The following is a 25322-nucleotide window of genomic DNA, read 5'->3' as shown; positions in this document are numbered from 1 at the left end:
CGGCTACTCCGGTCGGACTCCCTCACTCGCCTCGTAGGTCTACTTTCAGAATAGAACAGACATACAGGGATGCAACCCCGCGAACAGAATTTTTTACCCATGTGGTACGGCCGGGCCCGCCCGGATACCCGGGGGGAATGACACGCACCCTGAAACGGCATACGAAGTTCGCCGGACGCGACGCCGGTCCGGCCGAGCAGGTGGAGCGGCAGGCGCCGGACAGCCCGACCGACCTGCCCAAACGCTCCTGGACGGCGGTGCTGAAAGGCACGGTCAAGGAGTTCAGGAAGGACGAGCTGACCGATCGGGCCGCGGCGCTGACGTACTACGGGCTCCTCGCCCTGTTCCCCATGCTCCTGGCCCTGATCTCGCTGCTCGGCGTCGTCGGGCGGTCGACGACCCAGCAGGTGCTGGACAACATCGACAACCTGGCCCCGGGCGCCGCGCGGGATGTGCTGCGGAGCGCGGTGGAGCAGATGCAGGGCAACGCCGGCCTCGGCTCGGCCATGGCGATCGTGGGTCTGCTGCTCGCGATATGGGCGGCCTCCGGCTACGTCGCCGCGTTCATCAGAAGCGCCAACGCGGTCTACGACATCCCGGAGGGGCGCCCGGTGTGGAAGGTGCTGCCCGTGCGCGTCGGTGTGACTGTGGCACTGATGGTGATGGCGGCGATCGCCTCGGTGATCGTCGTGTTCACCGGCGCGTTGGCCCGGGAGATCGGCTCGACCCTGGGCATCGGCGACACGGCGCTCACCGTGTGGTCGATCGCGAAGTGGCCCCTGCTGGCGCTGCTGGTCACGCTGATGATCGCGATCCTGTACTGGGCGACACCGAACGCCCGGGTCCGCGGCTTCCGCTGGATCACACCGGGCAGTTTCCTGGCCCTGCTGATCTGGATGGCCGCCTCGGCCGGGTTCGCGGTGTACGTGGCGAACTTCGGCTCGTACAACAGGACTTACGGTACCTTCGCCGGTTTGATCATCTTCCTGGTCTGGCTGTGGATCACCAATCTGGCGATCCTCCTGGGACTGGAGTGCGACGCGGAACTCTCCCGCCAACGCGCCGTCGCCGGCGGCCACCCCACCGAGAAGGAGCCGTACGTGGAGCCCCGCGACACCCGCAAGTGGGACGAGGAGGACCGCCGCCGCCTCGAAACCTGAGGCGGGCCCCGCGTGCGCGGAGGCCGTCTACTCCTCCGGCGGGAACACCGGCTCCCCGCTGTCCAGCAGGGTGATCGTGATGGCCTCGACCGGGCAGCCCTCGGCGGCGTTCAGGATGTGTTCGTGGGCGTCGGTCTCCGGGGTGGTGGGGTGGGACTGCATGGCGGAGTCGAGGCGGAAGGTGTCGGGGGCGTGGTGGGTGCACTGGGCGGAGCCGATGCAGAGGGAGCGGTCGACTTCCAGGTGCCAGCGGTCGCCCATCAGCCGACGCCCTTCCCCGCGGCGACACCGGCGCCGGTGTCGGTGTCGGTGTCGGTGGGCGGCTCGTAGCCGGGGGGCAGGTGGATCATCTTGTGTTCCAGGAACTCGCCGTATCCCTCGGGGCCGAACTCCCTCCCCAGCCCGGAGTTCTTGTAGCCGCCGAACGGGCCGAGCATGTCCAGGCTGAAGGTGTTGACCGAGTACGTTCCCGTCCGGACGCGGCGGGCGACGTCGATGCCCCGTTCCGTGTCCGCCGTCCACACACTTCCGCTCAGCCCGTACTCGGAGTCGTTGGCGATCCGGACGGCGTCCGCCTCGTCCCCGTACGGGAGGAGGCAGATGACCGGGCCGAAGATCTCCTCGCGGGCGATGCGCATGGTGTTGTCGACGTCGCCGAAGAGGGTGGCCTCGACGTACCAGCCCTGGTCGAGTCCGGCGGGGCGGCCTCCGCCGGTGAGGATCTTGGCGCCCTCCTCCTGGCCGATCCGGATGTAGTCGAGGCTGCGGCGCTGCTGCCGTTGGGCGACCAGCGGGCCGAGTTCCGTCGCCGGGTCGAGTGGATCGCCGATCTTCAGCGCGCTCGCGACCGCCGCGAACGCCTCCGCGAACTCGTCGTAACGGCTGCGCGGGACGAGGATGCGGGTCTGGGCCACACACGCCTGGCCGTTGATCATCCAGGCGAAGGGGGCGATACCGGCCACGGCCGTCTGGGCGTCGGCGTCCGGCAGGATCACCGCCGCCGACTTGCCACCCAACTCCAGCGTCACGCGCGTGAGATTGCGCGCGGCGACCTCCATGACCCGTTTGCCGGCCGCGACCGACCCCGTGAAGGAGACCTTGTCCACGCCCGGATGCCCGACCAGGTACTCACTGACCTCCCGGTCGGCGGGCAGGATGGACAGCACCCCCTCCGGAAGGCCCGCCTCCGCCGCGATCTCCGCCAGCAGATAGGCGTCCAGCGGGGTTTCGGGCGACACCTTCAGGATCGCGGGGCAGCCGGCGAGCAGCGCCGGGGCGAGTTTGGCGGCGGCGGTGAACTGCGGGACGTTCCACGGCACGACCGCCGCGACCACCCCGACGGGCTCCCGCCGCACCAGGATCTTCCCGAGCACACCGTCCCGGTGCTCCTCGTACGTGAAGCCGCGCGCCGTCGTGATCGCCGCGTCCCACACCATCAGCGAGGCGAGCGCCTGCACCATCACGCTGGAGGTGTACGGGGTGCCGTTCTGCGCGCTGATCAGGCGGGCGAACTCCTCGTGCCGTACGGCGAAGGCGTCCTTGATGCGCGTCACGACCGCGATCCGCTCTTCGAGCGTCATACGCGGCCAGGGGCCCTCGTCGAACGCGCGCCTCGCCGCCGCCACCGCGCGGTCGACGTCCGCCCGTGAGGCGTGCGGGACTCGGCCGATGACCTCGGCCGTGTGCGGTGAGACGACTTCGATGACGTCCGTGCCCAGGGGGTCGGTCAACTCCCCGCCGATGAACAGCTGTCCGTGTTCCACGAGTTCGGTCATGGCCGACTGCCTCCCCGGGGACGTTCGCTTCTGACTATCCATCAGATATGGAACTGATACCAGTTCCAGTTGGAGGAGTCCACGGGTTGCTCCGCAGGTTGTGCCGGGCGCCTATTAGCTCGGGCCGCTGGGGAGTTGTGGCGGGTGCGGATTGGATGTGGTTGCTCGCGCAGTTCCCCGCGCCCCTTTCAGGGGCGCGACCCTGCTGCAACAAGTTCTAGTTATAGTTGGGCGGGACACAGCGAATGGGGGCCCCATGGCGCAGGTGTACGACCACGGTGGCGGTGTGCGGTCGGTCAGGGTGCCGATTCCTGACAATCCGCTCGGCCATACCCTCGTCTATGTCGTCGACACCGATCGTGGGCCGGTGTTGGTCGATACCGGGTGGGACGATCCGGGGTCCTGGGACACCCTTGTGGCGGGGCTCGCGGCATGCGGTACGTCGGTCTCCGAGATCCACGGTGTCGTCATCACCCACCACCACCCCGACCACCACGGGCTGTCGGGGGCCGTACGCGAGGCATCCGGCGCGTGGATCGCGATGCACGCCGCCGACAGCGCGATCGTACGGCGCACCCGGAGCACCGACCCCGGCCGCTGGTACGCGTACATGACGGCCAAACTCATCGCGGCGGGCGCCCCCGAGGACCATCTCGCGCCCCTCCGCACGCCCCGCACCCCACGCAACCTCCCCGGTTTCGCCCCCGCCGTGCCCGACCGCGAGATCGTCCCCGGCGAACTCCTCGGCCTCCCCGGCCGCCGGCTCCGCGCGATCTGGACGCCGGGACACACCCCCGGCCATGTCTGTCTCCACCTGGAGGAGGCCCACCCGGCCCAACTCTCCGGCCACGGCCGCCTGTTCTCGGGTGACCACCTCCTCCCCGAGATCACCCCGCACATCGGCCTGTACGAGGACCCCGACGACACCACGGTGACCGACCCGCTCGGGGACTACCTCGACTCCCTCGAACGCGTCGGCCGCCTCGCCCCCGCCGAGGTACTCCCCGCCCACCAGCACGCGTTCACGGACGCCCCCGCCCGCGTACGGGAGTTGCTGGCCCACCACGACTCCCGCCTCGCCGACCTCCTCACCCTCCTCTCCACTCCCCTCACCGCCTGGCAACTCGCCGAGCGCATGGAGTGGAACCGCCCCTGGTCCGACATCCCCTTCGGCTCCCGCAACATCGCCGTCTCGGAGGCCGAGGCCCATCTGCGGCGACTGGTGAAGCTGGGGCGCGCGGAGGCGGTGGCGGGGAGCGAGCCGGTCACTTACGTCGCGGTGTGACGGGCCGGGTGCGGATGCGGGATCGTGCATCGGGAGCGCGCCCGGCCAACCAGACCGCCCCGGCAGCCCCCGCCAGCGCGACGCTGGTCCATACCGCCCATCGGGCATCGAGCGTCGCCTCGGTCGCGGCGCCCGCCAGCAGCGGGCCCGCGAACGCGCCGACGTTCAAGGCGACCGTGGCGAACGAACCGTTCAGCGAGGGGGCGCGGGACGCCACGACCATGACGTGGTGCACGAGCGCCGATCCGATCCCGAAGGACAGCGCGCCCTGCACGACGGCCGCGAGGAAGAGCGGTGCGGGGTACGCGCTGGTCGCCCCCAGCACCGCCCAGCCGACCGGCAGGACGTACAGCGCGCGGACCAGGCCCCGCCCCCACCGCCCGTCCCCCAACCGTCCGTCCCCGAGCCGCCCGGCCGCCGTCACGCCGATGAACGCGCCGGCGCCGAACGCGGCGAGCAGCCCGGGGACCGCGATACCGGGCAGGTGGGCCACGTCCGTCGCGATGACGCCGAGGTAGGCGAAGGTCGCGAAGGTGGCGCCGTTGACGAGGGCGGCGAGGGTGAGCGCCAGCCGTACGGGGCGGGAGCCCAACTCCCGTACCTCGCGCCGGAGGGACGGCCCAACCTGACGCCGGGCCGGGGAGCCCCCGGAGGCCGCGGCCCGCTCCCCCGGCCGTGCCGACCGGAACACCAACGCCAGCGCCGGCAGGCACAGCGCGGCGACCGCCCAGAACACCGAGCGCCAGCCGGTCCGTTCGCCGAGGAGCGCGCCGGCGGGTACGCCGATGACGCAGGCCAGGGTCACCCCGGACAGCAGGATCGCGGTGGCCCTGGCCCGTCGGCCGGGAGCCACCAGTTCCGTCGCGAGGGTCATCGCCACCGCCAGGAACCCGGCGTTGACGACGGCGGCGACGACCCGCGTCCCGAAGAGCACGGGGAAGCTCGTACTGACCGCGCCCACCACATGGACGACGACGAACGCGGCCAGGAACCCGGCCAGCGCGGGCCTGCGTGGCCAACGGGCGCTCAGCACAGCCATGGCCGGGGCGCCGACGATCATCCCGACCGCATACGCCGAGGTCAGGCTCGCGGCGGCCCCCACGGACACGGACAGCTCGCGAGCGATGCCCGGCACGAGCCCGGCCAGCATGAATTCCGAGGTGCCTTGCGCGAACACGGCAAGGCCGAGGACGTAGAGAAAGAACGGCAAGAGTCGACTCCAGCGAGGAAGACGCGGTCAGAGACATCCGCGCGCCGGGCATCGACAGGGCATCCACAAGCCAACGACAAGACACCGGACCACGCGAAGGGCACGTCCGGCCGCTGGGGCGAGCCCGACCGCCGTAACGAACGGTCAGGTGTCAGTACTCGGCCGTGTGTCAGTACACGACCAGATGTCAGTACGCGACTCGCCGCCGGGCGACCGGCGGCTGCGCTCTGTTGGACTCGGGACTCGTCACCCGCGGAACAGTAGCCACGACACCGACGCCCCTCAACCGCATTACCCGGTCTCGGTCGTCGCCGTTCACCGCGGCGGCAGCGGCGGGTCGCACAGGGACCGGATCAGTTCCTCGGCCCGGCCCAGGAGCCGGACCTCGTGATCGCTCATCGTCGCGTCGGCGGACCGCCTGCTCCGGGCCTCGGCCAGGCCCTCCGCCGTCAGGCCGGGGGCGCCACCCCGCCGATCCAGCAGACCGACGAGGACCGCATGGGCCACCCCCGCCCGTGGATCACCCTCCGCGACCGCGACCTGCGCGAGGATCACCGCCGACATGCCCCAGTCGAGTCCGGGCGACCCCTCCTCGGTGTTGTCCCAGTCGATGACGACGGGGCCGCGGGGCGTGAGGAGGACGTTCTCGGGGTGCAGGTCGAGGTGGAGGATGCGGGCCTCGGGGGACGTGGAGCGGCGGGGCGGGACGGCGTGGAGGTCGTGGAGGAGGCGGGCCAGGAGGGTGCCCGCCTCGGGTGGGCGCAGGGTGCCCGCCGTGATCGCGTCCACCAGGGTCGGGCCCGTCAGGCGTTCCAGGACCAGGTCCGTGCGGGTCGCCTCGCGGACCCGGGGGACCGGGTAGCCGTGGCCGCGTACGTGCTCCATGACCTCCGCCTCGGCGAGCGCGTCACCCCGGCCGTCGCGGTACCGGCGCAGCACCCATGCCCCGCCGCGACCACTCCCGGCGTCCTCGATCTCGTACACATCCGCCGTGCGCCCGGAGCCGAGCAGTCTCCCCGTCCTCATGCGGCGAACCTACCCACCGATCCGGGAGAGCGCGGTCACATTCGGGGCGGTCGATCCGTCGACGGTGTGCCGTGTTCCGCTCACCCTCCGTCAGTGGAGCCGTGAACCACCCCATAGGAGGCACGTCACATACGAGGCGGGGTCGTAGATCCAATGGGGTGGCGTGGGCATGACGGAATGGCCTCTGACCTGCGGATTGAGAGGCACGTCACAGAAGGGGTGTTCGCGGCACATACGGCCACAACTAGCAAAAGGGGTGATTGCGGACGCTTCGCCCGGCTGCTTCTCTGGACGAGTCGCAACGGCGCCGACGAGCCCACCCGGCCTCGGCGCCGACGTACGCCCCCACCACACATCACGTGGTGAAGGCATGCCCGCGACAGCCATGTCCCCGAAGAAAAGGTTCCCCGTGTCCTTCACCGTTCTCCGCCGCATCGCCACTCCGAAGAAGGCCCTCGCCGGTGTCGTCCTCAGCGCCGCCACCGCCGGTACGCTCCTCGTCGCCGCGCCCGCCCAGGCCGCGTCGGAGGCCTCCCAGGCTCAGGCGACCGCGAAGAAGATGATCGGGAACTCGGCCCAGTACAGCTGCTTCGCCAAGATCGTCGACCACGAGAGCGACTGGAACTTCAAGGCGACCAACTCCTCCTCCGGCGCCTACGGCCTGGTCCAGGCGCTCCCCGGCTCCAAGATGGCCTCCGCCGGCTCCGACTGGAAGACCAACCCCAAGACCCAGATCAAGTGGGGCCTGGACTACATGAAGGACCGCTACGGCAGCCCCTGTGGCGCCTGGAACTTCTGGCAGTCCCACAACTGGTACTGATCGGCCCCGCAGCGGTCGAGCAGCGGTTGAGCAGCTGAAGGCGGCGGCCCCGGATTCCCGGGCCGCCGCCTTCGCCATGCCCGGGGCCGCCACCATCGCCATGCCAGGGCCGCCGCCTTCGCCATGCCCGGGGCCGCCACCATCGCCATGCCAGGGCCGCCGCCTTCGTCCCGCCCCGGGCCGCCGCCTTCGTACTGCCCTCCTGGACAGTGCCCCAAGAGACAATTTCGCCCCACAGCGCACGCCCGTAATTTCGTCGCGGCAGCAAACACCACCGCGGGTTCCGCCGCAGGGACCGCAGCCCGACAAAGGGACAACACGTGCACAACCGCATCACCGCCGTCGCCATCGCCACCGCCGCTTCCGTCGCCATGGTCGGCGGCGCCGGTCAGGCCTTCGCCGCCGATCAGGCCACCGCCAAGGCCGCCGCCGCGCCCTCGAAGCTGACCGTGTCCGCGTACAAGGCCTGGCTGAAGAAGGCCCCGGGCGGCGCCGCCACGCTCGCGAAGTTCGGCAAGCTGTCCAAGGCCAAGCAGCAGACGTTCGTGAACTACCTGCAGAACGCCGCCGTCATCAAGGCGTTCAAGGCCGACCACAGCGGTTCGGCCGCCAAGGGCGGTACGAAGACGGTCTACTTCGACAAGAAGAAGGAGGTCGCCTTCGTCAGCACCGTGGCCTCCACCGCCCGCAAGGCCTCGAACGGCACCACCACGCTCAACCTGACCGTCACCGCGAGCGAGCGCATCTTCGGCATCCAGGTCACCAGCGTGACGACCCAGCTGACGTACCAGACCGGCAAGGACCACATCATCAACGGCAAGGGCCAGAAGGTCAGCAACAAGGGCGTCAACCACAACGCCGCGTTCGCCTTCAAGGCCGCGAAGAGCAAGATCGAGCCCGAGGCCAACATGCTCGACGGTGTGACCAACTGGACGGCCACGCCCAAGGTCAAGAGCGCCGGCACCAAGGCCGTGAACAAGGTCCAGGTCGCCATCGGCCTCGGCGACCACGCCTGGAGCCACGGCTTCGTCAACGGCAAGCGCTGACGCTCCCCGCCCCGGCCCACCAAGGCCGAAGGCACCCCCAGCCGAAGGCACCCATCGCCCAAGGCGCCCATAGCTGAAGGCGGCGGTCCCGTCCCCCCGGGCCCGCCGCCTTCTCCCTTCCCCCGTACTCCCCCGTACCCCCGTTCTCCCCCGAGGTGGTGCGTCTTCAGGTTCGCAGCGGGCGGCCGGCGGCTCTGCGGGGGCAACCCTCCAACCGGCGGCGGGTTTTCCCTCTCTTCCCGGTACAAAGCGGGCCCCCGGCATCCACAATGGCTGCATGCGAGCAGGCCAGACGCGCGTGCCCTTCTCCCTATGGCCGTCCGGCGCTCGCGCCACCCGGCCCACGCCCGGCACTCGCACCACCCGGCACACACCCGGCGCACGCGCCACCCCGCCCGCCTCCGGCACCGAGACCCGTACGCCGCGCGCGCTCGGCGCGGCCGGTGTCCTGCTCGCCCTCACCGCGCTCCACGGCACCTGGTACACCGCCCCGTACCCCCACTGGCTGTGGATTCCCGTGCAGTTGGCCGGTGTCTCGTTCATCCTCTGCGGCGCGGCCCTGCGGCTGCGCCGCCCGGCGAACGGCACCGGGCCGCTGATGATGCTCGTCGGGTTCACCTGGTACATCGGTGACCTCCAACTCAGCGACAGCGAAACCCTGTTCGCGATCGGCTTCTGCGCCTACCACCTCACCTACGCCGCCATCGGCCACCTGGTCCTGGCCCTGCCCTCCGGCCGTCTCCACCACCGCCACGAGCGGATCGTCGTCGCCCTGCTGTACGCGGCGTCGGTCGGTACGCAGATCGTCCGGTACGTCGCCGAGTACCCGCCGCAGCCCCAGCAGTGGGGCGACCCGGAAGCGCCGTACACGATCTGGTCGCCGATCGGCAGCGCGACGGTCGCCCTGCTGACCGTGCTGACCGCCGCCCTCGTCGTACGCCGCTGGGCCACGGCCGGGCGGCCGGTGCGCCGGGCGTACGCGCCGGTGTGGACGACGATGCTGGGGCTGGGGCTCGTGGTGGTGCTGGGGGCGGGCGCGGCGGCGCTGCGCGCGGCGCCGGACATCCAGCGGTTCGCGCTGCTCGGGTACGCGCACGGCCTGATCGTCACGCCGGTCGCGCTGGCGGCGGGCCTGGTACGGGTGCGGATGTCCCGGGTCCGGGTCGCCGATCTCGTCGTACGGCTGGAGGAGTCCGCCGAGCCGGAGCATGTGCGGGAGGCCATCGCCGAGGCGCTGGGCGATCCGGGGCTGGAGCTGTGGTTCCCGGAGGCGGAGGTGATGGACGCCGGCAGCGACCGCCCCCGGTACGTAAGGGCGGACGGGCTCATCGCCGGGCACCCGCCCGAGGACACCGCCGACAGCCATGTCACCCCGGTCGTCCGACGCGGCGAACCGCTCGCCCTCGTCGTGCACGACCCGGCGCTGAGCGAGCAACGCCCGCTGGTCGACACGGTGTTGGCGGCGGCCGGGCTCGCCCTCGACAACGCCCGGCTGCTGGCGGCCCAGCGCGCCCAGCTAGAAGAGGTACGGGCCTCACGCGCCCGGCTCGTCCTGGCCGCCGACGCCGAACGCCGCCGTATCCAGCGGGACCTGCACGACGGGGTCCAGCACAAGCTGCTGGTCATCTCGATGCTGGTGGACCGAGCCGCCGCCCATGTCCACGGCGGTGACGGCGGCACCACCGGCGGTCCTCACGGCGGCCCCTACGGCGATGACCTCGCCGCCGCCTCCGCCCACCTCACCGAGGTACTGCGCGAGCTGCGCGCCCTCGCCGAGGGCATCCACCCTCCCGCGCTCGCCGAGCAGGGCCCAGGGCCTGTCGTTTGGATCACGCCTGGGCCGCGGGGCGTGGCACGCACTCCCCCACTGCCTTAAGGGCGTGGGGGGACCCCCAGCGGCGTTGTCGTCGGTTGCCAACGCTCCGCGTTGACGCCCTCCTCCGCCTTGCAGCTGCACGCACCACACCCCGCTCACCGGCAGCATCAAGGCGCCCTAGTCCGAAGCCGGCGTGATCCAAACGACAGACCCTAGCCGCCGCCGTCGAAGTCCTCGCCGAGCGCGCCCCGTTGCCGATCCTGGCCGACATCCCAGACGACCGGCTCTCCGAACACCTGGAACGCACCGCGTACTTCATCATCACGGAGGCCTTGAGCAACGTGTACAAGCACGCGGAGGCGACCCGGGTTCAGGTGCGGGTGGAGTTACGGCCCGCCGAGACCCCCCACACGGCCGGCACCGCCGAGTCCCCGGACAACACCGGCACACCCCACCGATCGGCGGCCGGACCGCCCCTCCTCCTCATCCGGGTCACCGACGACGGCACCGGCGGCGCCGACCCCACCCGTGGCACCGGGCTGCGCGGCCTCGAAGACCGCGTCGGCGCCCTCGGCGGACGGCTGCGCGTGCACAGCCCGCGAGGAACCGGCACCCAACTCCTCGCGGAGCTGCCATGCGGATCGTGATCGCCGAGGACTCCGGCCTCCTGCGGCACATGCTGGCCGACACGCTCACGGGACGGGGTTTCACGGTGATCGCGCAGGCGGCCACCCTCCCCGAGGTGCTCCAGGCGGTGGCCGCCGACCCACCCGATGTCGCCATACTGGACATCCGTATGCCGCCCGACCACCGCGACGAGGGCCTTCAGGCCGCCGAGCGCATCCGGGCCGACCACCCCGCCACCGGCCTGCTCGTCCTCTCCCACTACGCGGAGACGTCGTACGCGATGCGGCTGCTCAACGCGGCGGACCACGCCGTCGGTTATCTGATCAAGGACCGGGTCCGGGACCCCGACCGGCTCGTCGACGCGATCAAGCGGGTCTCGTCCGGGGAGGTCGTGGTGGACCCCGAGGTCGTCCAACGGGTCCTCACCCGCCCCCGTACGACCGACCCGCTGGCCGCGCTGGTCCCCGTCGAACGCCGGGTACTGGCCCTCATGGCCGAGGGCCACTCCAACACGTCCATCGCCTCCCGCCTCAGCTACAGCCTGAAGACGGTGGAGAAACGAGTGACCGCGATCTCCCAGAAACTGGGCCTGCCCCACCCCGAGAGCCACGAGCGGGCCCACGTCAATCTGCGGGTGCTGGCCGTACTGGCGTACCTCCGCAGCACCGGCCCCGACCCGCGGTCACCGGCGTGACCCGGCCCCCGGTCGCCACGAACACCTCCCAGTCGTACCGGTCGCCCTGGAACAGCACGGGCCGCCGCCAGGCGTCCAGCCCGACGACGACCACCGGACCCCGGTACTCGCGGTCACCCATCACACGCCCGCCTCTCCACTGCCGTTGTCACTGCCGTCGTCGCTGCCGTTGCGGCACTCGAACCACACCGTCTTGCCCCCTTCGAGCCGATGCCCCACGCCCCACTTGTCGACGACGGCGTCCAACAGCACGAGCCCGCGCCCGCGTTCGGAGTCGGGCGCCAAGTCGTGCCGTACGACGGGCCGTTGCACCACTCCGTCCCCGACCTCGACGCGCACCCCGGACTCGACCTTCCGCACGAGCACCGTGGCCCGCCGGTCCGGTACATGCCGTACGACGTTGGAGAGCAGCTCGGTGATGCCGAGTTCGACGGCATCGGACAGTTCGGCCATGTCCCACTCATCGAGGAGAGAGCGACAGATAAAGCGGATGTGGTGGGCCGAGTGATCACCAACGGTGAGGGTCATCCGGTGCTGGGGAGGGGGAATCCACCCCAGAATCAGCGAAGGAAAGTAGCCGTTCACACCACAAGCGTGACGCAACGCCACTACTGTGAGCGACAGATTGGGCGCAACCCGTGAAAGGGTTCGCTTTAGGCTTCAAGTAGGGAGCTGCACGCACATGACCAACACCACCCAGCTTGACGACCTCGACCCCAGCGCCTCGCCACTCCACTTCTACGGCTACGAGTTGCGGCGCTGCCGCGAGGGTGCGTGCCTGACGCAGAAGCAGTTGGGGCAAGTCCTCGGCTATACCTCGTCGCTGGTTGGCCAGATCGAGACGGCGAAGAAAGTCCCGACACTGGGCTTCAGCGAGCGATCGGATGCGGCGCTGGGGACCGATGGAATGTTCACGCGCCTCCATCCGCTGGTGATCCGCAGTCAACTACCGGCCTGGTTCCGGGAGGTGGCGGAGATCGAGGAACGCGCGTACGAGATCTGCGCCTACCAGAACTCCGTGGTCCACGGCCTGCTCCAGTCCGAGGACTACGCCGACGCCGTGATGGGCGGCTTCGACCCGAACGGCAAGGAGAACCGCCTCGCCGTACGGCTGGCACGCCAGCGCATCCTCGAAAAGGAGCAGGCGCCGGTTCTGTGGGTGATCCTCGGCGAGGCTGTGCTGTACCAGAAGATGGGCGGCGCCGACGTCATGCGAGGCCAACTTCAGAAACTGTTGGCCTTCGAGACGAACCCTCGGATCAACATCCAGATCCTGCCCTTCGACGTCGGCGCGCACGCGGGACTAGCAGGCTCATACACACTCTTCCGATGCGCGAACGACCCGGACATCATCTATAGGGAGGGCATCGGGACTGGGTATTCGAGTGCTGACCCGGACCTCTTTCAAAACGCTGCGCTCCGTTACGATCATCTTCGAGCCGCCGCCCTCTCCCTGAAAGACTCGGCGGAGCTGATCCGACGGGTGATGGAGGAACGCTATGAAGAACAACGCGATCGCGGCATGGACCCAGTGGCGTAGGTCCAGCTTCTCCAGCGACGAAGGCGGCGAGTGCATCGAATGCGCCCCCCTCGGCCCCCTCGCCTGGCGTAAGTCCAGCTACTCCACCGAAGAAGGCGGCGAGTGCGTGGAAGTCGCCCTACCCCCCACCCCCTCCATATCCATCCGCGACTCAAAGAACCCGGCGGGGCCACAACTCACCCTCACCCCCGCCGCGTTCAACAGCTTCCTCAGTTGGACGGCGGCCTCAGCAGGCTCCGCCTGAACTCTCCCCCTCCGGCAGATACAGCGCCCTCTCCTGCTCGCTCAAATCCCGCTGGACCGCCCGGCAGATGCCGGTGATCGCCTGCCCCGGTCCGGGGAGCGACGCGTCCCACAGGCGTAGGCGGCCCTCGGAGTCGCCCGTGGCGAGGGTGTGGCCATCGGGGCTGAAGGCCATCGCGTCGGGCCCGCCGGAGTGACCGGCGAGGCTCGCGCGGGCGAACCCCGTGTCGACGTCCCACAGACGGACCGTGCTGTTCATCGCGGCGGTCGCCAGTGTGCGGCCGTCCGGGCTGAACACCACCTTGACCGGCGCTTCCGAGGTACCGGCGGTGAGGGTGTTGTCGAGGCGCCCGGTGTCGGTGTTCCACAGACGGGCCGTGCCATCGGAGCTGCCGGAGGCGAGCGTACGGCCGTCCGGGCTGAACGACAGGGACTCGACCTGCCGGTACATGACGAAGTCGTCGGCCGAGGTGGGCGTGGGGGTGGGGCGCGCGGCGGGGTCCGTGAGGGTCGTACGGACCCGGCCGGTGGCGGCGTCGCGGAGCTGGATCTTCTCGTCGTCGCCTCCGCCGAGGGCGAAGACGTCACCGGTGGGGCTGAAGGCCACCGGCCCGCCTTGGTCGTAGCGGGGGAAGGAGACCCGTGCGCGGCCGGTCTCCACATCCCACAGGGTCAGCCCGTCGCCTACCGTCACCAGGGTCTTTCCGTCAGGGCTCAACGCCATGTTGTTGACGAACTCGCTCGGGAGCGTGCTCCGCAGTCGGCGGCCGGTGACGTCCCACAGCTCGACCCTGGCGTCGTCGGTGAGGATGAGGGTCTTGCCATCGGGGCTGTGGAGCAGGGACTCGACCATGGCCAACTCGCCGTCGAGTGTGGCCTCGGTGCGGCGGGTGGCCGTGTCCCACAGCCGCACCGTGCCCTCGATGTTCATGAATTTCGCGCCCATGCTCGTGTCGTCGACGCTGGCGAGGGCGAGCGTGTCGCCTTCGGGGCCGTACGCCAACGACCGGAGCCTGCCGCCGGGGACGGTCACCGTCGTCCGGGGCCGATGCCCGCTCACGTTCCACACCCGTACGCTCACCCGGTCGCGGCCCGCGAACTGGCTTGCCTCGTTGCCCGCCGCCACCCGCTTGCCGTCCGGGCTGAACGCCACCGACATCACGGGGGTGAGATGGCCGGTGAGGGTGGTCGTGGTCCGCCCGGAGGCGAGGTCCCACAACCGCACCGTGCCGTCGTAGCTGCCGGCGGCCAACGTGTCGCCGTCCGGGGCGAAGTCCATGGTCTCCACGCGGCTGCTGGCACTGGTGAGGGTGGTCCGCAGGGTGCCATCGGCGGTGTTCCAGAGGTGGACCGTGCCGTCCTCGGTGCCGGTGGCGAGGGTCTTGCCGTCATCGCTGAACGCCAGCGAACTCACCACCCCCGTACCGCTCTTGAGCGTGAACAGCACCCGCCCGGTGCCAAGGTCCGACAGCTGGGCCGTATGGTCCCGGGTGCTGGTGGCGAGGGTGCGCCCGTCCGGGGAGAACGCGGCGGCCATCTCCAGGCCGGTGGGGGCCTTGAGGCGCGTGACGACCCGGCGGTCGGCCACGTCGTACACCTCCCCGGTCTCCCGTACGGCCAACGCCCGGCCGTCATGGGAGAATCCGACCCCGGCCAGGCTGTTCTCCTCGCCCACCTTGACCGTGAGCGTGGCCCGCACCCGCCCGGTCGTCGCGTCCCGCAGCCGCGCCTCCTCGCTGCCGCTGGTGATGAGACTCCTGCCGTCCGGGCTGTAGGCCACACCGCGTACGAGAGCGGAACCGCCTGCGCTGAGCACCTTCCGGGTACGTCCCGTCGCCGTGTCCCACAGTCGTGCCGTGCCGTCGAAGCTGCCGGTGACGAGCGTCCCGCCATCGGGGCTGTAGGTGAGCGTGCTCACGGTGCCGGTGTGGCCGGTCAGCCGGTGTTCGAGCGGCACGGCCGAGGCGGCGTACAGGCTCCGGGTGGCCTCGCGGGTCGGGCTCGTGCGGTACGCCTTGATGGCGAGGAGTGCGGCCAGGTCGGTGTCGCTGTCCAGCAGGGCGGTGGACTGGGCGGCCAACTGGCGTGACAGGCCCTGGCGTTGGGCGTCGACGGCGGCCTGGCGCTGTGAGTAGGCGACGGCCGTGGCGGTCAGGGCGAGGGCGAGGAGACCGGCGAGGGCGGTGACGAGGACACGCAGCCGACGCGTGGTGCGGGCGGCGGCCCGCTCCTCCTGTTCGAGTGCGGCGACACTGGCGCCGAGGAAGGCGGCTTCCAGAGCGGTGAGGTCGTCGCTGTGCTCCTGACCGCCGAAGTACTCGCGCGCCGTGGCCAACCGGCTCCCCCGGTACAGCGCCCCCGCGTCCCGCCCCAGCTCCTCCCAGGCCCTGGCCGCCTCCGTCAGCTGCCGATGCGCCCGCAGCCGGTCCCGGTCCTCCTCGATCCAGCCGCGCAACCGGGGCCACGCGGTGATGAGCGCCTCATGGGCCAGCTCCACGCCGGCGTCGTCGGGAACGGCGGAGTCGTCGAGTGTGAGCAACCGGCCCCGGGTGAACGCCTCCAGCACCTGGGCGACCGCCCGGCCGCCGGTGCCCGTGGCCGTGCCGGTCGTCCCCAACTCGGCCCGGGTGGCGGGCCGCCGGGTGTCCGGGGTGCCGTCGCCGGGCGAGATCAGCCGCAGCAACATCCGCCTGGCGATGGCCGCCTCGCCCTCGTCGAAGCCGCTGTGGATGTCCTCGGCGGTCTTCGCGATGGCCCCTTCGAGCCCACCGGCGGCCTCGTACCCGGCCAGAGTGAGCGTCTTGCCCCGTCTGCGCCGCCAGGTCTCCAGCAACACATGCGACAGCAACGGCAACCCGCCGGGCTCATCGCTGATCTCCTCCACCAGCCGCGTCGTCAGCGCCCGCTCCACGGTCAGCCCGGCCCCGGCCGCCGGCTTGACGACGACATCCCGCAACTCCGCCGAACTCATCGGCCCCGCCAGCAGATTGGCGTCCCCCAACGCCTCCGCCAGCTCCCGATGCTCGGCACAACGCCCGTAGAAATCCGCCCGCACGGCGATCAGCACCCGCAACCGGCTCCCCGGCTCCCGGGCGGTCAACAACAGATCGATGAACCGGGCCCGCTCGGCGGAGTCATGGCAGAGGGTGAAGACCTCCTCGAACTGGTCGATGATGACGAGGGTGTCACCGACCTCACGGGTGCCACCGTCCCTACGGGGGCCACCGTCCCCACGGGAGTCGCCGCCCTCAGCGGATTGGCCATCCCCACGGGAGTCGCCGTCCCCACGGGGGCCACCGTCCCCACGGGAGTCGCCGCCCCCACGGGAGTCGCCGCCCTCAGCGGATTGGCCATCCCCACGGGAGTCGCCGTCCCCACGGGGGCCGCCGTCCCCACGGCCGTCGCCGCCCTCAGGGGATTGGCCATCCCCACGGCTGTCACCGCCCCTACGGCCGTCGCCGACCCCACGGGAGTGGCCATCCCCACGGGAGTCGCCGACCCCACGGGAGTGGCCATCCCCACGGGAGTCGCCGTCCCCACGGGAGTGGCCATCCCCACGGCTGTCACCGCCCCTACGGCCGTCGCCGACCCCACGGGAGTGGCCATCCCCACGGGAGTCGCCGCCCTCAGGGGATTGGCCATCCCCACGGCTGTCACCGCCCCTACGGCCGTCGCCGACCCCACGGGAGTGGCCATCCCCACGGCCGTCGCCGACCCCACGCGTACCGCCGCCCCCGCTGGAGGCAACGGCGTCCTCGACGATGTCGTACGTCCGGGAGAGTTGATCGCCGGGCGTGAGAATCCGTATCCCGGAGAGCTTCGGCCCCTCCCCCTTCGCCTCCCGCAGCACAGGGATCAACCCGGCGCGCAGCAGCGACGACTTGCCGATCCCGGACGGTCCGAACACCGCCGCGAACCGGCGTCGGCCCATCAGCGCGACCAGCTCCCGGGTCAGCCGCTCCCGGCCGAAGAACAGCCCGCTGTCACCGGTCCCGAACCGGGCCAGCCCCCGGTACGGCGGCTCGGCCCCCTCCTCGTCCTCCCCGGCTTCTTGGGCGGCGACTTCCTCGACGGCCTGCCGCCACCGCTCCTCCCACTCCCCGGGGTCGCCCCCGCAGGCCGCCGCGAACGCGAGCGTCACCGGCAGCGTGGGCAACTGCTCCCCGCCCGCCGCCTGGGACAGCGTGGTGATCGAGTAACCGGCCCGCTCGGCCATCACCCGATAGGTGAGCCCACCCGCCTCCGTCCGCAACTTCCGCAACTCGAAGGCGAACCGCTGCACCGGCCCGGCCCCAGGATCGACCGGCACCTCTCTACGCCCCGCCACGGTTCCGTTCCCTTCCCAGCACCCCCGTACGACGTCGAACGGCCAACCTACGCGACGGCCGACGAAGCGGAGAGATTGCCTCCGGCCATTGTTTGGCCGCCGGAACACCCCTGCCAAACAATGCGCGACCCGGTGAAATGAAGAATGTGAGCGGCACGGGGGATCGCTCGCACAGGGGGATCACGGGGGATACGGGGGAATCGGGCGGCAACGGGGGTCGCTCGCGGGGAGGGGCCCTGTCGGCCGGAGCCAACCGACCGGCAGGGCCTCGTCCTTGTACGGCATCCTCGTACGGCGTCCGCAGCGGGGACGTACGAGCGGCGGGCCTCCCACGCCCACCGATGCTTACCGGCGCCTACAGGCGCTGAAGAATCGTCCCCGTCGCCAACCCGCCCCCGGCGCACATCGTGATGAGCGCGAACTCCTTGTCCGTGCGCTCCAGCTCATGCAGCGCGGTGGTGATCAGCCGCGCGCCGGTCGCCCCGACCGGATGCCCGAGCGCGATGCCACCCCCGTTCACATTCACTTTCTCCAAGCCCTGCTCGAAGACCCGCGCCCAGCTGAGCACCACGGACGCGAACGCCTCGTTGATCTCGACCAGGTCGATGTCCTTGAGCGACATCCCGGCCTTGCCGAGCACGGCCTTGGTGGCGTCGATCGGCCCGTCGAGGTGGAAGTGGGGGTCGGCGCCGACGAGCGCCTGGGCGACGATCCGCGCCCGGGGCCGCAGCTTCAGCGCCCGCGCCATCCGCTTGGACGCCCACATGATCGCCGCCGCCCCGTCGCTGATCTGCGAGGAGTTGCCGGCGGTGTGCACGGCGGTGGGCATGATGGGCTTCAGCCGGGCCAGCCCCTCCATGGACGTGTCGCGCAGCCCCTCGTCCCGGTCCACGAGCCGCCACATACCCTGTCCGGCCGCCTGCTCCTGCTCCGTCGTGGGCACCTGGACCGCGAACGTCTCCTTCTTGAACCGCTCCTCGGCCCAGGCGGTGGCCGCCCGCTCCTGCGAGAGGACCCCGAGGGAGTCGACGTCCTCGCGCGTCAGCCCACGGTGACGGGCGATCCGTTCCGCCGCCTCGAACTGATTGGGCAGATCCACGTTCCACTCATCGGGGAACGGCTTCCCGGGCCCGTGCTTGGACCCCGACCCCAACGGCACGCGTGACATGGCCTCGACGCCACAGCTGATCCCCACGTCGATCACCCCCGCCATGACCATGTTGGCCACCATGTGCGAGGCCTGCTGGGAGGAGCCGCACTGGCAGTCGACGGTCGTCGCGGCCGTCTCGTACGGCAGGCCCATGGTGAGCCAGGCGGTGCGTGCGGGGTTCATGGACTGTTCGCCGGCATGGGTGACCGTACCGCCGACGATCTGTTCGACGCAGTCGGCGGGGATACCGGTACGGCCGAGGAGTTCGCGGTAGGTCTCGCCCAGGAGGTAGGCGGGGTGGAGATGGGCGAGCGCGCCACCGCGCTTGCCGATGGGCGTGCGTACGGCTTCGACGATCACGGGTTCGGCGGGCATGGGTGCGGGGTCCTCTCCTCCGGAACCACAGAACTACGGAACCACAGAACTACGGAACTGCGGAGCACATAACTAGTACGCGTTCTAGTTCTGTTCAGCAGTGTGCTGACGGCGGCTCCGCCACCGCAAGGGGCGTGCGGCAATTGGGAAGGCCCTACCCCTTGCTACTTCTAGAACCCGTTACTACGGTCACCGCGAATCCAAAAGCTGATGCTCCGTCAGGAGTTGCCGATGCCCTGTCCAGCGCTGCCCGACGGGTTCGACTTCACCGATCCCGATCTGCTGCACCACCGCGTCCCCCTCCCGGAGTTCGCCGAACTGCGCCGCACGGAACCGGTCCACTGGATTCCGCAGACCCCCGGTGTCGCGGGCTTCGAGGACGAGGGCTACTGGGCCGTCACCCGGCACGCGGACGTCAAGTACGTCTCCACGCACCCCGAGTTGTTCTCGTCCTACCTCAACACGGCGATCATCCGCTTCAACGAGCACATAGAGCGCGACGCCATCGACGCCCAGCGTCTGATCCTGCTCAACATGGACCCGCCGGAGCACACCAGGGTGCGGGGCATCGTGCAGCGGGTGTTCACCCCCCGGGCCATCCGCGCCCTGGAGGACGCCCTGCGCACCCGGGCCCGCAACATCACCGAGGAGTCCGTGGCCCGCTCCGGCCCCTTCGACTTCGTCACCCAGGTCGCCTGCGAACTCCCCCTCCAGGCCATCGCCGAACTGATCGGCATCCCCCAGGAGGACCGCATCCGGATCTTCGAGTGGTCGAACCGGATGATCTCCTACGACGATCCCGAGTACGCCATCACGGAAGAGGTCGGCCAGCAGTCGGCGATGGAACTCATCGGCTACGCCATGAACATGGCCGCCGACCGCAAGCAGTGCCCGGCGAAGGACATCGTCACGACCCTGGTCGCGGCCGAGGACGAGGGCAACCTCGCCTCCGACGAGTTCGGCTTCTTCGTCCTGATGCTGGCGGTGGCCGGCAACGAGACGACCCGCAACGCCATCACCCACGGCATGCACGCCTTCCTCACCCACCCCGACCAGTGGGACCTCTACAAACGCGAACGCCCCGCGACGACCGCCGAGGAGATCGTCCGCTGGGCGGCCCCCGTGAACTCCTTCCAGCGCACGGCCACCCAGGACACCGAACTGGGCGGCAAACTGATCAAAAAGGGCGACCGGGTGGGCATCTTCTACGCCTCCGCCAACCACGACCCGGAAGTCTTCTCCTCCCCCGACACCTTCGACATCACCCGGGACCCCAACCCCCACCTCGGCTTCGGCGGCGGAGGCCCCCACTTCTGCCTCGGCAAGTCCCTCGCCGTCCTCGAAATCAACCTCATCTTCAACGCGATAGCCGACACCATGCCCCAACTGAAACTGGTCGGCGACCCCCGCCGCCTCCGCTCGGCATGGATCAACGGCGTGAAGGAACTCCAGGTCAGCGCCGTATAGCCGGTCCCCTAGGATCGCCGGCATGGCGCTGCGACCCGTTCACGTGATCATGAAGGCCCTTGATCCCCCGGCCGTCGGCCGGTTCTGGGCGGAAGCGCTCGGCTGGACCGCCTACAGCCCCGGCGTGACCACCTACGTCGGACCCGCCGGCGGCCTCGTCTGGCCGCACCCGGTCGCGATCGGCATCGACCTCGTTCCCGACCCGGAACCCAAGACGGCGACGAAGAACCGGGTGCACCTCGATCTCGCCACCACCTCCGCCGCCCACCAGGCGGAGTTGGTCGCACGCCTTGAGGCTCTCGGCGCGACACCCGCCGACGTGGGCCAGGGCGATGTGCCGTGGACGGTGCTCGCCGACCCGGAGGGCAATGAGTTCTGTGTGCTGGAGCCCCGGGAGACCTACCGGGACACCGGGCCGATCGCCGCGGTGGTGATCGACTGCGCCGATCCACGGGCCATGGGCCGGTTCTGGGGCGAGGCGATGGACTGGACCCTGCGCGAGGTGTCCGGCGACCAGGCGGTGCTGCGCTCCGCCGAGGACGTCGGCCCCTACGTCGAATTCCTTCGCACGCCCGCCGGGAAGACCGTGCCGGACCGCGTCCATCTCGACCTGCTGCCGTACCCCGGTGACGACCATGCGGCGGAGGTGGCCCGGCTGCGGGCGCTCGGCGCCACCGACCTCGACGTCGGCCAGGGCGACGTCCCGTGGACGTGCCTGGCCGACCCGGAGGGCCACGCGTTCTGCGTCCTCACCCCGTCCTGACGGGGCGACCAGCCCTAGACCGGTTCCTGGCGGCTCGCCTTCCGCAGGTCCGGCTCCGGTTCCTCCCGTACCGCCACCTCCGTCACGGTCCTCGCCCTCGGCCCCGTCAGCAGGTAGGTGATGCCGAAGCCCGCGCCGACCACCGCCGCGCCGCCCACCGCGTCGAGAATCCAGTGGTTGCCGGTGGCGACGATGGCGGCGACCGTGAAGGTGGGGTGGAGGAGGCCGAGGGCCTTCATCCACCATCTCGGGGCGATGATCGCGATCGTCAGACCGCACCACAGGGACCAGCCGAAGTGCAGGGACGGCATCGCGGCGTACTGGTTGGTCAGTTCGGTGAGTTTGCCGTAGTCCGGCCTGGAGAAGTCCTGGACGCCGTGGATGGTGTCGATGATGCCGAGGCCCGGCATCAGACGCGGCGGAGCGAGCGGGTAGAAGAAGAAGCCGATCAGGGCCAGGACCGTGGTGAAACCGATGGCCGTGCGGGCCCAGCGGTAGTCGGCGGGGCGGCGCCAGTACAGGACGCCCAGGATGGTCAGCGGGACCACGAAGTGGAACGACGTGTAGTAGAAGTCGAAGAACGCCCGCAGCCAGTCGACCTTCACCACCGCGTGGTTGACCCAGTGCTCGATGTCGATGAACAGGGCCTTCTCGACGGAGAGGATCTGCGACGCGTGCTCCTCGGCCACCGCCCGGCTGCCGGTCGCCTCCAGACGGGTGCGCTGGTACACCGCGTAGGTGACGCGGATCAGGAGGAGTTCCAGGAGGAGGTTGGGGCGGGTGGCGACCCGGCGCAGCAGCGGGGCCCAGCTGAAACGGGTGTCGGCCTTCGGCGCGTACGCGGTGGGGATCGGTCTGCGGTAGTACTCCGAGGTGCGCGACAGGAACGGTACGACCAGCGCGGCGGCCAGCGCGGCCAGCAGGACGACGTTGTCGCGGAAGGGATGCAGGGCGCCCATGTTCGGCACCATCATCTTCGCCGGCAGGGTCATGACGAGGACGACGGCGACCGGCCACACATAACGCGACGAGGCCTTTTTGCCGACCCGGCCGACCACCGCCAGCAGCACCCACAGCAGCTGGTGCTTCCAGGAGGTGGGGGATACGGCGACCACGACACAGCCGGTGATCGCCACCGCCAGCAGCAGCTGGCCGTCGCGGGCGTAGTGGATGGCCCGGCGCATACCGAGGACGGCCACGGCCGCGGCGAGCGCGAAGAAGAGCGCGATCTCCAGCGGGCCCTCCAGGCCGAGGCGGAGCAGCGCGCCGTGCAGGGACTGGTTGGCGAGGTCGTCCGCCCGGCCGCCGAGGCCGACACCGGCCAGATGGTGCACCCAGTACGTGTACGAGTCGCGCGGCATCGCCGCCCACGCGAGCGTGGTGGCCCCGGCGAACGTGACCCCCGTGGCCGTGGCGGCCTGGCGGCGGCCGGTGAACCACAGCAGGGGGATGAACAGCAGCACGGTCGGCTGCAGGGCCGCGGCCAGACCGATGCAGAGCCCGCTCCAGCGCTCGCCCCGCACCGCGAAACAGCCCGCGAGCACCAGCAGCACCGGGATGATGCTGGTCTGGCCCAGGTAGAGGGTGTTGCGCACCGGCAGCGACAGCATCAGCAGGGTGACCGCGACGGGCGCCGCGAGCAGCGTGGAACGCCTGGTCACCGGCTGGGGCAGGGCCCGCGCGGCGACCAGACCTAGGGCGACGACCAGCAGGAGGGTGCCGAAGGTCCAGCCCCAGCCGAGCGCCTGTTCGGCCGTTCGGGTGAGTGGCTTGAGGACGAGGCCGCCGAAGGGCGTACCGGTGAACCTCGTCGAGTCGTACAGCGAGCCGTTCACATGCAGGACTCCGCTCGGCCCGACCCAGGTCTCCAGATCCGTCAGCCGCTCGCCTCTGGGCGTGCCCAGCACGACCGCGATCTGCCGCACCGCCAGGACCCCGGCGACCAGCCACAGCACCGCCCTGACCGTACTCAGCCGCGCCGCCGTCAGGCCCGTGCCCGTGGCACCGCCCGGCCTGCTCCGCTCCGCGTTCGTCGCCACGCCCTGTTGTCCTCCCGCCCCGTTGCCGTCCCGTCGAGGAGGCTCGGACCGCCCCCCGCTGTGAGACGCGGGCAACCCTCGCTTCACCTGAGGGTCGCCCTTGTTTTGTCCGGATGACGATAGTGCGCGGAAGGTCGTCTGCCATCTCGGGGGGCGCGGCTGGGATCACGGATACGCGGTGGCCCGTCACGGACAGGGGGCGGCGGATCACGGATGCACATCACTGGTACGGCTGTGACGGGGCACGGACAAACAGCTGGGAGCATGTCTGCGAGCAGGTCGCGGGCCCGTACGGGGCCGCGGCGAGCACAACGGTGAGCATGGACGCACGGCAGAGGGAGCACGGGGGATGAACGGATTCGTACGGGGGCGCACGCGTTCCGGTTCCGGGGAGCGGGTGGCGCGCGGGGCACCCGGGCGGCTGCTGGTCGTGGTGCTGGCGCTGCTCGGGTTCCAGCTGGCCTCGTTCGTGGCACCGGCGTACGCCTGCGGCTGTGGCGCGATGGTGCCGGACGCCGAGCGGAACGTGTACGTCAACCGCGAGACCTCCCTCGTCCGCTGGGACGGCGGCGAGGAACAGATCGTGATGCGGCTGACGGTCGCCGGTGACGCCCGTACGGCGGCCTGGATCATGCCGGTGCCGAACCGGGCCACCGTGGAGCTGGGCGACGCCACCCTCTTCGACCAGCTCACCGAGGAGACCGCCCCCGAGTACGAGACCCGGGAGTACTTCTGGCCGCGCTCCGGCGACTGGCCGTTCGACGAGACCGATGGCACCTCGGCGGGGGCCGCGCCCGGCGCGGACGGCCGTGTGGACGTCGTCGACCGCGAACGGCTCGGCCCGTTCGACGTGGCCCAGCTGACCGCCACCGACTCCGGCGCCCTCGCCGACTGGCTCGACGAGAACGGCTTCCAGCTCCCCGAACGCCTCGACACCGCCCTGGAGCCGTACGTCCAGCAGAAGTGGGAGTACGTGGCGATCAAGCTGGCCCCGGAGCACGCGTCCGGTGACACCCCGCTCGCCGGCACCCTCGACCCGCTGCACCTCACCTTCGCCAGCGAGGAGCCGGTGTACCCGATGCGGCTGTCCCGCCTCGCGACGACCCCGCAGGCCCTCGACCTGTACGTCCTCGCCGGGCACAGGATGCGGCTCGGTTCGGCGATCGGGGGCGACGAGCCGGAGGTGACGTTCGCCGGACGCGTCGTCACACCCGACGGGGCGCTGGGCGCGCTCAGCGGGGGCGACACGGACTATCTGACCGCGTTCGAGCAGGACTTCCCGCAGCCGGAGCGGATCTCCGGCGACCACACACTGCGCCGGGCGGCGACCGACGAGCCCTACCGAGAGGTGATCTACGTGAACGACATGTGGACCGTGGCCGGCATCCCCGGCTGGCTGTTCTCCTTCGGCATCGGCATCGGCATCCTGGCGATCAAGGCGGTGGCGGTCGGCATCGTGCTGCGCCGAAACGCGAAGCGACAGCTGCCGCCGGTCCCTCCGGGGGTGTACGGGGCGGGGGGCTATCCGGCGCCGGGTGTGTATCCGACGGGGGCGTACCCGCCGGGGGCTGCCGTGGCGCCGGGCACGTACGCGCCGGGGGCGCACGGGGCGCAGGTGCCGGGGGCGCACGGGGCGCAGGTGCCGCCGCCGGGTGGGCCGGGGCAGCCGGGCACGTATCCGGCGGGTGGGCCGGTGGCTCCGGGCGCGCACCAGCCGGGGGCTGCCACGGGACCGGGTGGGGCTGTGGCGCCGAACCAGGCCGGGGCGCCGGACGGGGACGCCGTGCCGCCCGCCGCGCCCGTGCCACCCGCCGCGCCCGTGCCTCCCGCGGCCGGAAAGACCGACTCCGCCGACTGAGCCCTTTACCGTCGATCTAGCCACAACACCCGACCGGTGACCGACCGGAGACCGACCCGTCCCCGACCGGTCACCCACCGGGCACCGACCGGACATCGATC

At 70.8% G+C, this 25322-nt stretch carries 20 protein-coding genes; 12 read left to right on the top strand and 8 right to left on the bottom strand.

Going from position 1 to position 25322, the window contains the following annotated elements; all coding sequences use genetic code 11:
• Positions 1 to 137 precede the first annotated feature (137 nt).
• Positions 138 to 1160 (top strand): YihY/virulence factor BrkB family protein, encoded by a 1023-nt coding sequence (locus tag ACWD4G_RS29400; protein ID WP_451298632.1) that lies wholly within the window; start codon positions 138 to 140, stop codon positions 1158 to 1160.
• Positions 1161 to 1187: 27 nt separating this feature from the next.
• Here the strand turns inward: ACWD4G_RS29400 and ACWD4G_RS29395 are convergent, their stop codons facing one another.
• Positions 1188 to 1421, bottom strand: coding sequence for a ferredoxin (locus ACWD4G_RS29395; protein ID WP_451298630.1), 234 nt, complete (start codon positions 1419 to 1421; stop codon positions 1188 to 1190).
• A complete protein-coding gene (locus ACWD4G_RS29390) occupies positions 1421 to 2935 on the bottom strand; it encodes an aldehyde dehydrogenase (RefSeq protein WP_451298628.1) in 1515 nt (504 codons plus the stop codon). Before ACWD4G_RS29390 ends, ACWD4G_RS29395 begins: the two co-directional genes overlap by 1 nt.
• Positions 2936 to 3191: 256 nt before the next feature.
• Between ACWD4G_RS29390 and ACWD4G_RS29385 the strand changes: the two genes are divergently transcribed.
• Positions 3192 to 4220: an MBL fold metallo-hydrolase gene (locus tag ACWD4G_RS29385; RefSeq protein WP_451298626.1), complete on the top strand. Its 1029-nt coding sequence runs from the start codon at positions 3192 to 3194 to the stop codon at positions 4218 to 4220.
• Here the strand turns inward: ACWD4G_RS29385 and ACWD4G_RS29380 are convergent.
• Positions 4201 to 5430 carry a Cmx/CmrA family chloramphenicol efflux MFS transporter gene (locus ACWD4G_RS29380; protein ID WP_451298624.1) on the bottom strand — a complete coding sequence of 410 codons (1230 nt, stop codon included), beginning with the start codon at positions 5428 to 5430 and terminating at the stop codon, positions 4201 to 4203. The genes ACWD4G_RS29385 and ACWD4G_RS29380 overlap by 20 nt on opposite strands.
• A gap of 315 nt (positions 5431 to 5745) precedes the next feature.
• Entirely contained in the window at positions 5746 to 6456 is a 711-nt protein-coding gene (locus ACWD4G_RS29375) for a phosphotransferase (RefSeq protein ID WP_451298622.1), read from the bottom strand.
• A gap of 409 nt (positions 6457 to 6865) precedes the next feature.
• On the opposite strand from ACWD4G_RS29375, the gene ACWD4G_RS29370 reads away from it, so the two are divergent.
• The 5 genes from ACWD4G_RS29370 (at position 6866) to ACWD4G_RS29350 (ending at position 11459) form a co-directional block, all read left to right on the top strand.
• On the top strand, positions 6866 to 7276 hold the full coding sequence (locus ACWD4G_RS29370; protein ID WP_451298620.1) for an aggregation-promoting factor C-terminal-like domain-containing protein: 411 nt from the start codon (positions 6866 to 6868) through the stop codon (positions 7274 to 7276).
• A gap of 320 nt (positions 7277 to 7596) precedes the next feature.
• Complete coding sequence (locus ACWD4G_RS29365) at positions 7597 to 8322, top strand: hypothetical protein (RefSeq protein ID WP_451298618.1); 726 nt, start codon at positions 7597 to 7599, stop codon at positions 8320 to 8322.
• A 277-nt stretch (positions 8323 to 8599) separates the two neighbouring features.
• Complete coding sequence (locus ACWD4G_RS29360; protein ID WP_451298616.1) at positions 8600 to 10198, top strand: sensor histidine kinase; 1599 nt, start codon at positions 8600 to 8602, stop codon at positions 10196 to 10198.
• 191 nt (positions 10199 to 10389) lie between these two features.
• Positions 10390 to 10785 (top strand): sensor histidine kinase, encoded by a 396-nt coding sequence (locus ACWD4G_RS29355; protein ID WP_451298614.1) that lies wholly within the window; start codon positions 10390 to 10392, stop codon positions 10783 to 10785.
• Positions 10773 to 11459, top strand: coding sequence for a response regulator transcription factor (locus ACWD4G_RS29350; protein ID WP_451298612.1), 687 nt, complete (start codon positions 10773 to 10775; stop codon positions 11457 to 11459). Before ACWD4G_RS29355 ends, ACWD4G_RS29350 begins: the two co-directional genes overlap by 13 nt.
• Before the next feature lie 120 nt (positions 11460 to 11579).
• Here the strand turns inward: ACWD4G_RS29350 and ACWD4G_RS29345 are convergent, their stop codons facing one another.
• Positions 11580 to 11912, bottom strand: a complete 333-nt coding sequence (locus ACWD4G_RS29345) for an ATP-binding protein (RefSeq protein ID WP_451298610.1) — start codon at positions 11910 to 11912, stop codon at positions 11580 to 11582.
• Between the two features lie 229 nt (positions 11913 to 12141).
• On the opposite strand from ACWD4G_RS29345, the gene ACWD4G_RS29340 reads away from it, so the two are divergent.
• Together ACWD4G_RS29340 and ACWD4G_RS29335 are read left to right on the top strand one after the other, a co-directional pair.
• A complete protein-coding gene (locus tag ACWD4G_RS29340) occupies positions 12142 to 12999 on the top strand; it encodes a helix-turn-helix domain-containing protein (protein WP_451298608.1) in 858 nt (285 codons plus the stop codon).
• The gene (locus tag ACWD4G_RS29335; protein ID WP_451298606.1) at positions 12959 to 13243 is read left to right on the top strand and encodes a DUF397 domain-containing protein; all 285 of its coding nucleotides are present in this window, start codon (positions 12959 to 12961) and stop codon (positions 13241 to 13243) included. The genes ACWD4G_RS29340 and ACWD4G_RS29335 overlap by 41 nt, the downstream gene beginning before the upstream one ends.
• On the opposite strand, the gene ACWD4G_RS29330 is transcribed toward ACWD4G_RS29335, so the two are convergent.
• Together ACWD4G_RS29330 and ACWD4G_RS29325 are read right to left on the bottom strand one after the other, a co-directional pair.
• Positions 13226 to 17569 carry an nSTAND1 domain-containing NTPase gene (locus ACWD4G_RS29330; RefSeq protein ID WP_451298604.1) on the bottom strand — a complete coding sequence of 1448 codons (4344 nt, stop codon included), beginning with the start codon at positions 17567 to 17569 and terminating at the stop codon, positions 13226 to 13228. The genes ACWD4G_RS29335 and ACWD4G_RS29330 overlap by 18 nt on opposite strands.
• A 355-nt stretch (positions 17570 to 17924) precedes the next feature.
• Positions 17925 to 19094: a steroid 3-ketoacyl-CoA thiolase gene (locus ACWD4G_RS29325; RefSeq protein ID WP_451298602.1), complete on the bottom strand. Its 1170-nt coding sequence runs from the start codon at positions 19092 to 19094 to the stop codon at positions 17925 to 17927.
• A gap of 231 nt (positions 19095 to 19325) precedes the next feature.
• On the opposite strand from ACWD4G_RS29325, the gene ACWD4G_RS29320 reads away from it, so the two are divergent.
• Complete coding sequence (locus ACWD4G_RS29320) at positions 19326 to 20561, top strand: cytochrome P450 (protein ID WP_451298600.1); 1236 nt, start codon at positions 19326 to 19328, stop codon at positions 20559 to 20561.
• Positions 20562 to 20583: 22 nt separating this feature from the next.
• The gene (locus ACWD4G_RS29315; protein ID WP_451298598.1) at positions 20584 to 21324 is read left to right on the top strand and encodes a VOC family protein; all 741 of its coding nucleotides are present in this window, start codon (positions 20584 to 20586) and stop codon (positions 21322 to 21324) included.
• Between the two features lie 14 nt (positions 21325 to 21338).
• Here ACWD4G_RS29315 and ACWD4G_RS29310 read toward each other — a convergent pair whose 3' ends face one another.
• Positions 21339 to 23363, bottom strand: a complete 2025-nt coding sequence (locus ACWD4G_RS29310) for a bifunctional glycosyltransferase 87/phosphatase PAP2 family protein (RefSeq protein ID WP_451298596.1) — start codon at positions 23361 to 23363, stop codon at positions 21339 to 21341.
• A gap of 349 nt (positions 23364 to 23712) precedes the next feature.
• Between ACWD4G_RS29310 and ACWD4G_RS29305 the strand changes: the two genes are divergently transcribed.
• Positions 23713 to 25221, top strand: a complete 1509-nt coding sequence (locus ACWD4G_RS29305) for a DUF2330 domain-containing protein (protein WP_451298594.1) — start codon at positions 23713 to 23715, stop codon at positions 25219 to 25221.
• Positions 25222 to 25322: the final 101 nt, after the last annotated feature.

It is taken from the genome of Streptomyces sp. NPDC002643, assembly GCF_053592555.1.
This window is presented reverse-complemented; position numbering and strand designations above follow the sequence as displayed.